This is a genomic window from Flavobacterium bizetiae (assembly GCF_902804475.1).
In the GTDB taxonomy this organism is placed as follows: Bacteria; Bacteroidota; Bacteroidia; order Flavobacteriales; family Flavobacteriaceae; genus Flavobacterium; species Flavobacterium bizetiae.
Window position 1 is genome coordinate 12,516 of the sequence record NZ_CADCSU010000021.1, and the last position, 12,451, is coordinate 24,966.

General features: G+C 35.6%; 11 protein-coding genes and 1 tRNA gene. 2 read left to right on the forward strand and 10 right to left on the reverse strand.

Annotated elements, in window-relative coordinates:
* Nucleotides 1-134 precede the first annotated feature (134 nt).
* From pth to FLACOL7796_RS00550, 3 genes are all read right to left on the reverse strand, one after another.
* A complete protein-coding gene (pth, locus tag FLACOL7796_RS00540; protein ID WP_173968742.1) occupies nt 135-809 on the reverse strand; it encodes an aminoacyl-tRNA hydrolase in 675 nt (224 codons plus the stop codon).
* A gap of 597 nt (nt 810-1,406) precedes the next feature.
* A complete protein-coding gene (locus tag FLACOL7796_RS00545) occupies nt 1,407-2,018 on the reverse strand; it encodes a 50S ribosomal protein L25/general stress protein Ctc (protein ID WP_173968744.1) in 612 nt (203 codons plus the stop codon).
* Nucleotides 2,019-2,090: 72 nt separating this feature from the next.
* Entirely contained in the window at nt 2,091-3,032 is a 942-nt protein-coding gene (locus FLACOL7796_RS00550) for a ribose-phosphate pyrophosphokinase (RefSeq protein ID WP_173968746.1), read from the reverse strand.
* Nucleotides 3,033-3,262: 230 nt separating this feature from the next.
* On the opposite strand from FLACOL7796_RS00550, the gene FLACOL7796_RS00555 reads away from it, so the two are divergent.
* A tRNA-Leu gene (locus tag FLACOL7796_RS00555) sits at nt 3,263-3,342 on the forward strand.
* Complete coding sequence (locus tag FLACOL7796_RS24610; protein WP_232067254.1) at nt 3,306-3,530, forward strand: hypothetical protein; 225 nt, start codon at nt 3,306-3,308, stop codon at nt 3,528-3,530. Before FLACOL7796_RS00555 ends, FLACOL7796_RS24610 begins: the two co-directional genes overlap by 37 nt.
* Before the next feature lie 160 nt (nt 3,531-3,690).
* On the opposite strand, the gene FLACOL7796_RS00565 is transcribed toward FLACOL7796_RS24610, so the two are convergent.
* The 7 genes from FLACOL7796_RS00565 to FLACOL7796_RS00595 all read right to left on the reverse strand — a co-directional run bounded on the left by FLACOL7796_RS00565 (nt 3,691) and on the right by FLACOL7796_RS00595 (nt 12,329).
* Nucleotides 3,691-3,960, reverse strand: a complete 270-nt coding sequence (locus FLACOL7796_RS00565) for a type II toxin-antitoxin system Phd/YefM family antitoxin (RefSeq protein WP_173968751.1) — start codon at nt 3,958-3,960, stop codon at nt 3,691-3,693.
* Nucleotides 3,961-4,021: 61 nt separating this feature from the next.
* Entirely contained in the window at nt 4,022-4,486 is a 465-nt protein-coding gene (locus tag FLACOL7796_RS00570) for an OsmC family protein (protein ID WP_173968753.1), read from the reverse strand.
* 238 nt (nt 4,487-4,724) lie between these two features.
* Nucleotides 4,725-5,909 (reverse strand): aldose epimerase family protein, encoded by a 1,185-nt coding sequence (locus FLACOL7796_RS00575; RefSeq protein ID WP_173968755.1) that lies wholly within the window; start codon nt 5,907-5,909, stop codon nt 4,725-4,727.
* 296 nt (nt 5,910-6,205) lie between these two features.
* Nucleotides 6,206-7,714, reverse strand: a complete 1,509-nt coding sequence (gene araA, locus FLACOL7796_RS00580; RefSeq protein ID WP_173968757.1) for an L-arabinose isomerase — start codon at nt 7,712-7,714, stop codon at nt 6,206-6,208.
* Nucleotides 7,715-7,798: 84 nt separating this feature from the next.
* Nucleotides 7,799-8,500: an L-ribulose-5-phosphate 4-epimerase gene (locus tag FLACOL7796_RS00585; protein WP_173968759.1), complete on the reverse strand. Its 702-nt coding sequence runs from the start codon at nt 8,498-8,500 to the stop codon at nt 7,799-7,801.
* The gene (locus tag FLACOL7796_RS00590; RefSeq protein ID WP_173968761.1) at nt 8,484-10,175 is read right to left on the reverse strand and encodes a ribulokinase; all 1,692 of its coding nucleotides are present in this window, start codon (nt 10,173-10,175) and stop codon (nt 8,484-8,486) included. Before FLACOL7796_RS00590 ends, FLACOL7796_RS00585 begins: the two co-directional genes overlap by 17 nt.
* Nucleotides 10,176-10,343: 168 nt before the next feature.
* Nucleotides 10,344-12,329, reverse strand: a complete 1,986-nt coding sequence (locus FLACOL7796_RS00595; RefSeq protein ID WP_173968763.1) for an alpha-L-arabinofuranosidase C-terminal domain-containing protein — start codon at nt 12,327-12,329, stop codon at nt 10,344-10,346.
* Nucleotides 12,330-12,451 lie beyond the last annotated feature (122 nt).

Sequence of the window (12,451 nt, forward strand, 5' to 3'; positions counted from 1 at the left end):
TTATGATTTTATGATTTATAATAATTTATTTCAAATTTAGACATTTAACTTTGGAATAGAAAATACTATTTCGTTATAATTGAATATAATTAACTGATAATTTGATTATTTAACAGTTAAACAGCTGTAATTCTTTACTTTCCGTTAAATGTAGTCATCGTATTTTCTAAACCGGCGGTTCCAAATGATTTGATAATTTCTGAAGAAACTTCTAAACGTTCCGGCAATTTTGCTTTTTCTTCTTCATCCCATTCTCCTAAAACGTAATCAATTTGCTGTCCTTTTTTGAACTGATCGCTGATGCCAAATCTAAAACGGGTGTAATTTTGAGTATTTAAAACCAAGTTGATATTCTTTAAGCCATTATGACCTCCGTCGCTTCCTTTTGGTTTGATACGAATGGTTCCGAATGACAGGTTTAAATCGTCTGTAATGACCAGAATATTCTCTAAAGGTATATTTTCCTTGTCCATCCAGTATTTTACCGCCTTGCCGCTTAAATTCATGTAAGTGTTTGGCTTAAGCAGGAAGAAAGATCTTCCTTTGAATTTGTATTCGGCCAAAGCGCCCAGTTTTACGGTTTCGAATGAAAGCCCTTCTTTTTTAGCTAAAAAGTCCAGGACTTTAAATCCTATATTATGTCTTGTATTTACGTATTCGGCACCAATATTACCAAGTCCTACGATTAAATATTTTTTACTCACGCTTTTTATATTGTTTTTTGGGTGTTCGTGAACCTCCGGTTTCATATTGTCTGTGTTCTCTTCTTTTTGTATTGATGAAAACAGTTTTGTTATCCATTTTATCATGCTTGCAAAAATAGGGTTAATTAGGGAATGTGCCAATTGGTTGATTAGATAATTATTCTTAACCGCAAAGTTCGCAAGGGTTTTACGCAAAGCTCGCTAAGAAAAAGTTTCTCGCAGATTTTGCAGATTTTTTATCCACATTTTTTGTCAGGCTGAGCGAAGTCGAAGCCCGCGCAAAGTATTTCATTGTAGATTGTAGAGCTTCTGGTCGGGGCTTCGACTTCGCTCAGCCTGACATACTGCAAAATCGCTCTGCTTTGTTCCTTTGAACCTTTGCTCCTTTGAACCTCTCTTCTAATAAAAAACTAAACCTCTCGCTAGCCCTGACAGAAGCGGCATCCTTTTTCTTGCTTCTTTAGCAAGGAAAAGATACAAGTGGATGGCAGGAACGCTGGGTCTTGAAGAAACCGAAAATTTCTGCTTCAAAGAAAAATAAACACAAAACATCAGAAGGGGGCTTCGACTCCGCTCAGCCTGACACTGGATATTTTCTGAGTAGAAATCTTAGAACCTCAGCATCTTAGCAACTTAGAATCTTAAAGCAAAAAAAAAGCACCAATCTTTCGATTGATGCTTTTGTATTGAATTTGAAAAAAATTATTTTTTCTTTCCTTTTGCAGGAGCTTTTGCAGCTTTTGCAGCTTCTTGAGCAGCTTTCATAGCAGCACGAGAAATTCTTACCTGAGCAACAACTGTGTTCTCTGGGTGCATAACTTTGTATTCTGGTTTTCCAACTTTAGTAACGTATAATTTGTTACCCATTTCAAGTGGAGTAATGTCAGCTTCAACAAAATCAGGAAGATCTTTAGGTAAAGCTTTAACTTTTAATTTACGTTGATTTAAACGTAAAACACCTCCTGCAAGAACACCTTTAGATGTACCAACAATTTTTACCGGAACTTCCATAGTGATTTCTTTGTCATCAAATAATTGAAAGAAGTCAATGTGTAAAATTTTGTCAGATACTGGGTGAACCTGAATGTCTTGCAAAATTGCATTGAATGATTTTCCTTTTCCAAGCTCAATCACAACTGTGTGTGCGTTTGGAGTGTAAACCAAGTTTTTGAACGCTGCAGCGTCTGCTGAGAAGTGTACTGCTTGATTTCCTCCGTATAACACGCAAGGAACCGCTCCAGCATTACGTAAGGCTTTAGTTGACACTTTGCCCACGCTTTCTCTTTCTGATCCTTTAATTGTAATCGATTTCATTGTAAAAAAATATAGTTATTAATAAATATTCTAATTCTTATCGTAGTGAGATTGCTTCGTTCCTTGCAATGACTACATTATAAATTTTCCACTGATGGAATTGTTGTGGTGCACCATGTGCATAACTTCGGCAAAAAGAGGCGCACAACTCACTACTTTTATTTTCTTTGATTCTTTCTTTAACGGAATTGAATCGGTAACTATTAACTCGCTTAATTTTGAGTTTTCGATTTTTTCGTATGCGTCACCTGATAAAATGGCGTGTGTACAAATTGCCCTAACGCTTAATGCTCCTTTTTCGATCATTAAATCTGCCGCTTTCGCTAATGTACCACCAGTATCGATCATGTCGTCTACCAATATTACGTTACGTCCTTTTACTTCACCAATTAGTTCCATAGTGTCGATAACGTTGGCTGCTTTTCTTTGTTTGTAACAGATAACTACATCTGATTCTAAAAACTTAGAGTAAGCATATGCTCTTTTTGAACCTCCCATATCCGGAGATGCAATGGTTAAATTGTCTAAATTTAAACTTTTTACGTATGGTAAAAAGATTGTAGATGCAAATAAATGATCTACTGGTTTTTCGAAAAACCCCTGAATTTGATCTGCGTGCAAATCCATTGTCATTACTCTTGTCGCTCCGGCAGCATCTAATAAATTAGCTACTAATTTTGCTCCAATCGGAACTCTTGGTTTATCTTTTCTATCTTGTCTTGCCCAACCAAAATAAGGCATAACTGCTGTAATGTGTCTGGCTGATGCACGTTTTGCTGCATCAATCATTAGTAACAATTCCATCAAATTATCTGCAGTTGGGAAAGTTGAACACACGATAAAAACGCGTAAACCTCTTATTGATTCTTCGTATGATGGCTGAAATTCTCCATCGCTATACGTTGACATCGTTACTTTTCCTAACGGAATTCCGTATTGTTCTGCAATTTTTTCTGCAAGATAAACACTTTGTGAACAAGCAAAAATTTTAGCTTCTGGTTCTAGGTGCGACATTATAATTTGTTGTTTTGTAGTTAGTTGTGTGTGCTTCGTTTTAACGAGGTGCAAATTTAGAAAATTTATTGGACACTGAAAGAAAAAATTTAAGTATTTTTAGTAGAACATTTAATTTTATTTTTTACATTTGCACCGTGTTAAAGGAATAAGCACAGTTATGGCAACATAATTACTTATTCTATTGCGTTAGGATAATTGATTTATTTGATTATTTTTTCGTCTGCTAAGCCCGGATGGCGGAATTGGTAGACGCGCTGGTCTCAAACACCTGTGGGAAACCGTGCCGGTTCGACTCCGGCTCCGGGTACAAAAACCTCTTCGAAAGAAGAGGTTTTTTTGGTTTTATATGGTTTTATAATTTCAATTTTTCAGGATTTTGATACGTATTCCAAAATCTTAAAAGCTCAATTTCATTATCCTCTAAAACTTTATAATACAATGTTATCTGTTTTGTTACCGGCACTTGAAATACATCTTTATAATTCGATGGCTTAAATATCAAGTTTTGCTTCATTAATAACTGGATCAAATCATCCGTTTTATCCATAAAGTTATAGACATCTTGTAAAGTCCACTCACTTTCTAGATATTCAATATTTTTCCAATAGTCATTCCTAGCAATCGTTGTCCAAATTATTTGCACCATGTATTAGAATTATCTTTTGAATAAATGAGGAAACCGTTTTTTTGTTTCGTCCATAACTTCTTGATGAGAGTGCACTCTGCCATTTATTACATCTTCTAACGCTTCATCTATAGCTGCTTTTTGTGCGTTATTTAATAATGATTCATCTTCTTCTTCATCTAAAGGAATAACAACAAAAGAACGACCTTTTCCTCTATGGATAACAAGTTTTTCAGATTCAGCTATATCAAGATATTTCTTAATATTCCCTCTAAACTCTGTCACGCTAACTGTTTTCATAATAATTATTTTTTACAAATGTACGCTTTTCTGTACGTAATAGAAATTTATCTCATATCTATTAAATAACCTCACAACTCGCCTCATGCAAAACAGGAAAATTGCATGAATTGGCAATAAAACATAATTGATTGGCTTTAAAATGTAAATTTAAAGCAAGTTCGATTTGGTCTGGATTTGAGATTTTAACTTTTGGTTTTAATCGTACTTCTGTAAAACGACCGCTTCCATTCTCGGAAACTTCTAGAGTAGCTTCGGCGTTGTCTGAATATTCAAGTACTTCTATTTTATTTTGAGAACAAACATATAAATAGGACATCATATGGCACGAAACCAAACTACTCAAAAGCAAATCTTCAGGATTGTATAATTCCGGATCGCCTTTGAATGCTTTTGCGGCAGAGACATCTAAAACCGGTTTTCCTTCAATTTTTATTTGATGGCTTTTGCTGTAAAACTTTGACGTTGTTTCTTCTTCCTTTTTGGTTGAAGTCCAATTTAATTCTGCTTTGAATAGATGTTTCATTTTGTTTTCGTTTGCTCTTGCTAAATTAAGAATTTTATAAGCTGTAAATGAATTAATCGCGCAAAGCCGCAGAGGTGCAAAGAAAATAAAAAAAGCTCAAAAAACTTTGCGGCTTTGCGACTTTGCGCGATTTAAAAAAACTTACTTTAATTACATTCAAGTTACAAATAAAAAAACCTCGCAAGCGTCACTTACGAGGTTTCTTAAAATTACTAAACTAATAAACAGAATTCTAAAACTATTTTTTTACTGAGAATTTAAAAGTAGTTTTAGTTTTATAATTTTCTCCCGGGTTTAAAACCGTTGTTTGGAAATTTTTCTGATTTGGAGAATCCGGATAATGTTCTGTTTCTAAACATAATCCTGTTCTGTGTGCAAATGTTCCGCCTTTAGGTGTTGGCAAAGTTCCGTCAAGGAAATTCCCAGAGTAAAACTGAATTCCAGGTTCGTCTGTAGTCATTTCCATCACCCTTCCGCTTGCTGCGTGGTATACTTTTGCAATGATTGTTTTTCCTTTTTCAGGATTGTTCAATACCCAACAATGATCATATCCTTTTCCTCTTTCTAATTGTTCGTTTTTTACCTCGATATCTTTTCCAATTAATTTTGGAGTTCTGAAGTCGAAAGGTGTATTAGCTACATCTTCTAATTTTCCTGTTGGAATTAAAGTCGCATCAACCGGAACTAATTTATCAGCATTCAAAGTCAATTCGTGATCTAAGATCGTTTTTGTAAAATCTCCCGATAAATTGAAATAAGAATGTTGTGTCAAGTTTACAACTGTTTTCTTATCTGTTGTTGCCTCATACAAAACTTCTAATTGGTTATCATTTGTCAATGTATATGTTACAAAAACTTGTAGATTTCCTGGATATCCTTCTTCTAAATCCTTACTTAAATAAGATAATTTCAAAGAAGCTGTACTTCCTGATTTTACCTCATCGGCTTTCCAGACAACATTAAAAAATCCTTGTGGTCCTCCGTGCAAAGCATTTGGTGCATTGTTGATAGCCAATTGATATTCTTTTCCGTCTAAAGTGAATTTTCCTTTAGCAATTCTGTTTCCGTATCTTCCGATCAAAGCTCCAAAAAACGGATTCTCTTTTTCGTATTGTGCCAAAGAACTAAAACCAATTACTACATTTTCAGAAACACCGTCTTTATTGGGTACCTTCAATTCTGTAATTCTTCCTCCAAAAGTGATGATATCAACTTCCATCCCATTTTGATTTTTCAGCTTATAACTATCAACTTTTTCTCCTTTTGCAGTAGTTCCGTAAGAAGATTTTTCGATTGTAACTGTAGCTTTTTCATCAGAAGAAACTGTTGTATCATCTGTTTTTTTATCGCTTTTGCAATGAACTGAAATTGCTGCCAAACTCAAAAGGCTGATTCCAAAAAGACAACGTTTTAATACATTCATAAATGATAATTTTGTGGTTATTGTGAAATGTTAGATGTTAAAAGTAATCTGCTAGACGTAATAAAAAACGCTATATTTTGACGCGGATTAAACAGATTCGTTTCACGAAGACGCGGATTTACACGGATTTTTAATATCAAAAATCCGTTTTTATCTGCGCTTTTGCGTTAGCAAATCCGTTTTATCAGTGTTCTATTTTCAAAAAGTTAATTTATTACCCAACAAGTTAAAAGTAACAAAAAAACTTTAGTCCCGATAGCTATCGGGATAGCAACTTAGAATCTTAGTCTCTCAGACTACAATCCGTGTTGAAACAAATGATAATAAGCTTCGTTTGCATTGATCTTATCTTTAAAGTCTCTTACAGTAGTTTTTTCGTCGATAACCAATAATTCGATTCCGGCAATATCTGCAAAATCTTCCATATATTCTGTTGTGATCGCCTGGCTGTAAACGGTGTGATGCGCTCCTCCGGCAAGAATCCATGCTGTTGCTGCGATATCAAGGTTTGGTTTACAATCCCATAAAACTCTTGCAACCGGTAATTTTGGTAAATCTGCTAATGGTTTAATCGCTTCAACTTCATTTACAATCAAACGGAAACGATTTCCCATATCGACCAACGAAACGTTGATTGCATCTCCGGCTGGTGAATTAAATACCAAACGTGCAGGATCTTCTTTTCCTCCAATTCCTAACGGATGCACTTCGCAAGAAGGTTTTGCCTCTGCAATAGATGGACAAATTTCTAACATGTGAGATCCTAAAACATATGATTTTTGTGGAGTGAAATGATACGTATAATCTTCCATAAATGACGTTCCTCCTTCAAGACCCACGTTCATTACTTTTAATGCACGAACCATTGCAGCAGTTTTCCAGTCGCCTTCTCCACCAAAACCATAACCATCGGCCATTAATCTTTGTGTTGCAATTCCTGGTAATTGTTTCCAAACTCCAAGGTTTTCAAATGTATCTGTAAAAGCTCCAAAACCTCCTTCTTCAAGGAAAGCTCTTAAACCTAATTCTATTTTTGCTGCTTCAACCAATGAACTTCTTTGCGCTCCGCCTTCTTTTAAAGCATCAGTCAAAGAATAAGAAGATTCATAAACGGCTAATAAATCATTCAATTGCTGCTCTGTAACTTTCTCGATATGCTTGGTAACATCTGAAGAATCATATCCGTTAACCGACATTCCGAAACGAATCTGAGCCTCCACTTTATCACCTTCTGTAACGGCAACTTCACGCATATTGTCTCCAATACGAGCTACTTTTAAGTTCTGAAGTTCGTCCCATCCTAATGTTACTCTTGTCCAAACGCCAAGTTTGTTCAAAACACGAGGATCTTCCCAGTGTCCAACCACAACTTTACGCTTTTTACGCATTCTTGACATGATAAAACCAAACTCACGATCTCCGTGTGCCGATTGATTCAGGTTCATGAAATCCATGTCGATTGTTCCCCACGGAATTTCAGCATTATATTGTGTATGCAAATGGCATAATGGTTTCTTTAAAATACTTAATCCTCCAATCCACATTTTTGCTGGAGAGAAAGTATGCATCCAGGCAATAATTCCGATACAGTTTTTTTCTGTATTCGCTGCCAAACAAACATCTAAAATTTGAGCAGGAGATTTTACAACATCTTTATAAACCACTTTTACCGGAATACTAGATGATGCGTCTAATCCTTTTGCAATTAGCTGCGAATGTTCTGCAACTTTTCGTAGTGTTTCTTCACCGTATAATTCCTGGCTTCCTACTACAAACCATACTTCTTTTTGAGATATATCAATCATGCTGTTTAATCGTTTATTTGTTGAACTGTTTAATCGTTTGCAGGTTCTAAAAATCTAAAATCTGCATTCTAAAATCTAAAATTATTATTGTCCGTAATACGAATCTTTTCCGTGTTTACGATTGTAATGTTTTTTTATTAGCGAATCTTTTAATCTTGGTACGTTTGGATTTATTTGTAAAGTCAGATACGCCATTTCGGCAACTACTTCAAGAACTTTACTATTATAAACTGCTTTTGCTGCGTTTTTTCCCCAGGCAAAAGGACCATGATTTCCAATCAAAACCATTTCTACTTCTTCGTAAGAAAGATTCTTTTCTTTGAAACAATCCAAAATCTGAATTCCGGTATTGTGTTCGTAATTTCCTTCTATAAGCGCATCAGCCATTGGCGGGGCACACGGAATATCAGCTGTTAAATGATCTGCATGTGTAGTCCCGAAAATAGGAATATCGCGTTGTGATTGTGCCCAGGCTACGGAATATGTGGCGTGTGTATGTGCAACGCCACCGATATTTGGCCAGTTTTTATACAAATAAGCGTGCGTTTTAGTGTCGGATGACGGACGCATCGAACCTTCAATAATGTTATTATCAAAATCGACAATCACAATATCTTCGGGTTTTAAATCTTCATACGGAACGCCACTTGGTTTAATCGCAAAAACACCATTTTCTCTATCGACAGCACTTACATTTCCGAAAGTATATACTACCAAATTCAATGCATTTAACTGCATATTGGCTTCGTAACATTCCTGTTTTAAATCTTTATAAAGAGAACTCATGTTGCGAAATTTTAATAGTTGGATCTTCGTAAGCACTTAATTGATCGTATGCCAAAAGCAGTTTGTGATAAGCTGCTACTTTATCTAATTGAGGGAAATATTCTCCATCAAAATCGCTTCCTATTTTTTGACTTGCTTCAATTACGTTTGGATAAATTCCGGCTGCAACTGCTGCGTAAATTGCCGCTCCTAGAGCTGGAGTTTGATCTGAAGCTGCAATTTTAATTGGCTTGTTTAAAACATTTGCCAAAGTCTGCATGATAAAAGGAGATTTACGGGCAACGCCACCAATCCCGATTACACTGTCAATTTTTACACCTTCTTCTTCAAAACGATCCACGATTTTTTTCGCTCCAAAACAAATAGCATTTACCAAAGCTTTGAAAATATGTGGTGCTTTTGTTCCTAAAGAAAGATTCGAGATCGCACTTTTTAATTCCTGATTAGCATCTGGAGTTCTTCTTCCGTTGATCCAGTCTAAAGCAATTGGAAGACTATCTGAAACAGGAATTTTCTCTGCTTCTTTAGTCAATTCTACAATTAATTTATCACTGAATTCTTCTCTTAATTGTTCTTTTTGAGCATCATTTAAAACCGTCGAAGCAGTTAATAAATGATCTGTTGGCCAAAGCAATAACTCTTTGTACCAAGCCAGTAAATCTCCAAAAGCAGATTGTCCGGCTTCAAGACCAATATAACCCGGAATCACAGAACCATCAACTTGTCCGCAGATTCCGCGAACAGTTTTAGTTCCTACTTCTTCTTTCGAACCTACCAAAATATCGCAGGTTGAAGTTCCCATAACGCGAACCAAAGTATTCTCACCAATCTTAGCTCCAACAGCTCCAGAATGTGCATCGAAAGTTCCCACAGCCACAACTGTATCTGTAGAAAGTCCTAAACGATCTGCCCATTCTTTGCTTAGATTTCCGGCAACTACATCTGATGTATATGTTTCATCATAAAGATTACCACGAAGTTGTGCCAAATAAGGATGTAATTTTTCTAAGAATTCAACCGGAGGAAGTCCGTTCCAGTCTTCATGCCACATCGCTTTATGTCCGGCTGCGCAACGGCTTCTTTTGAATGTTTTTAAATCTTTATCTTCTATTAATAAATAGGTCATTAAATCGCAATGCTCCATCCAGGTGTGCGCAGCATTTCGAACTGCTTCATCTTCTCTTGCAATGTGCAGGATTTTTGCCCAAAACCATTCTGATGAATAAATTCCGCCCACATATTTCGTTACATTTTCCCCGCCCCAGCTTACCGCCAATTCGTTGATTTCGTTTGCTTCATTTATCGAAGTATGATCTTTCCAAAGTACCATCATCGCATTTGGGTTTTCTTCAAAACCTTTTGTCAATGCTAACGGAATTCCTTCTTTGGTTACCGGAACCGGAGAAGATCCTGTTGTATCAATACAAATTCCGCGTACTTGCGAAGGATCGACTTTACTTTCTTTTATAACGGTTTGAATGGTGATTTCTAAACCTTCAATATGGTCTAAAGGATGTTGGCGAAACTGATTTGCAGCTGCGTCACAATATTGCTTGTTTTTCCATCTTTTATAATGAGAAACATTTGATGCCAGCTCTTGCCCATTTTCAGTGTCTATTAGCATCGCTCGAACTGAATCTGTTCCGTAGTCCAATCCTATAACGTAATTTTTCATTCGAAATTCTTTTTATAATAATGACAAATATAATTATAAATAATTTATAAGTGTATAAAAAACACTTAATAAAAATAGACGCTTGAATTTTTACAAATAATGCATCAAAACAAGAGTTTAAGAGCAAAACAAAAAATAAACGTTGGTTTTACATTTATTCTGTTGCGATTATTTCATCTTAATTTTCAAAACGGTAACTGAGTATGCCGGAAAATCATATTGAACCTTGTTTCCGTTTACTTTAAATTCGCTTTCTTTTGGACTAATTTTAGTTGGAGATGCAAAAGAATTCTCATCATTTATTCCGTCTCCTTTTAAGATTATTGCCGTTCCTTTTGAATCTAATTTTGCTCCTTTTACATCAATTGAAGCATTTTGAGCCGTTGCAGAAGCATTCACAATTTTCAGAATTACTTCTTTAGAATTCACATCTTTTACTGCCGATGCAAACAAATCATTTTGTCCCGTAACTGGTTTTCCATCTTTTGTAATATTGATTAAATCTGTTCCTTTATTATTAGAGAATAATTTCTGAACATAATAATTTGGCGTTCCATAAGATTGTAAATTGTTGAACCAAATCATGTCCGGCGTCCATTGCCAACCTTCAACATGAGCTAATAAAGGCGCATAAGATGTCAATTGAACAACCTCAGCATTACGCTCCATTCCGGTCATAAAAGCAGCTTCAGAAAAAGCACATTCCCAGTTGTTTTTATTGTCCGGACTTGCAATCGCTACACTTTGCGCTGCATATTCTCCAGCAAAAATCTTTGGTCCTTTACGATCATAATTGTCGTAACGCGTTACATTTTTACGAAACCAAGCCGGATCTTTATAATAGTGCTCGTCAACAATTTCAGCATTTAGTTTTTTGAGCTCTTTCATGCCATAATCAAAATAATCTCCGTCAGGAAAAGGTCCTGTTCCAGATACAATTGTGATATTTGGATATTTGTCTTTTATCGCTTTTTGAAACACTTTGAAACGCTCGATATAATCTGGTCCCCATTGTTCATTTCCAACTCCAATATGTTTTAAATTGAATGGTTTTGGATGTCCCATATCAGCTCTTACTTTTCCCCAAGCCGTTGTTTGATCGCCGTTTGCAAATTCAATTAAGTCTAAAGCATCTTGTAAATAAGGATCTAACTGATCCATCGGAACTAATTCTCCTGTATTGAACTGACAGGCCATTCCGCAGCTTAAAATTGGTAAAGGTGCAGCTCCAATATCTTCAGAAAGTTGAAAATATTCATAGAATCCTAATCCAAAACTCTGGAAATAATCCGGTGCAGGTTTATGTGCAAATTCCGTGTTCCAACGGTTAATCATTGTTTCCCTGTCTTCAACATTTCCAATCGATTTTTTCCATTGATAACGCAATGCCAATGTTTTTCCTTCTACAATACATCCACCCGGAAAACGTAAAAATCCTGGTTTCAAATCATATAATAATTGTACCAAATCAGCACGCATTCCGTTCTTTCTGCCTTTCCATGTATCTTCCGGAAATAACGAAATCTGATCTAAATCAATTACTCCACTTCCTTCAAAAGTGATTTTAATTTGAGCTTTTGCTTCTGTTGCCGTTGCAGCCAATTGTGCTGTATAATTTGCCCAGTCTTTTGATGTTGGAACAATCGAAGTTTCGCCTAAAACCTTTTTATTTTTATCAATGAATTGAATTTTAATCTTCGAAACATTCCCTGATATTTTGGAAGCTTTTAGCGATAAATTATATTTCAGATCTTTCTTGATTCCCATTCCTCTGAAACCTTCATTGATCAATTCATAACCATTTGCATCGTTTATTGTAACTCGGCAATAATTATGATTTGTTCCTTTTTGAGAATACTGAATAATATTGGCAATTCCAGATTGCTGGTTTAATTTGTGTCGGTCGCTATTTGGTTCGTTCCATCCCATCATTGGAGTTTCGAATTCAAACGATCTGTTCTTGATCATTTCTGCATATAATCCTCCATCAGCAGCAAAATTGATATCTTCAAAAAACACTCCGTACATAGTTGGCTGAATTTTGGTAATCGATTTTGCAACGTCTACCTGAAGATTGTTTTTTTGTGCCGAAGCATAAAAGCCGTTAAGCATCAAACCGCAAAGGGTAATTTTTGTAATTAAATTGGACTTCATTTTTATTATGTTTGTGTTTTTATGGCTCGCGGATTATACTGATTCACTAAAGTGAAAACGCGGATAAAAACGGATTTTTATTTTTTTGTTTCACGCAGATTTTTGCAGATCTGAGCAGATTT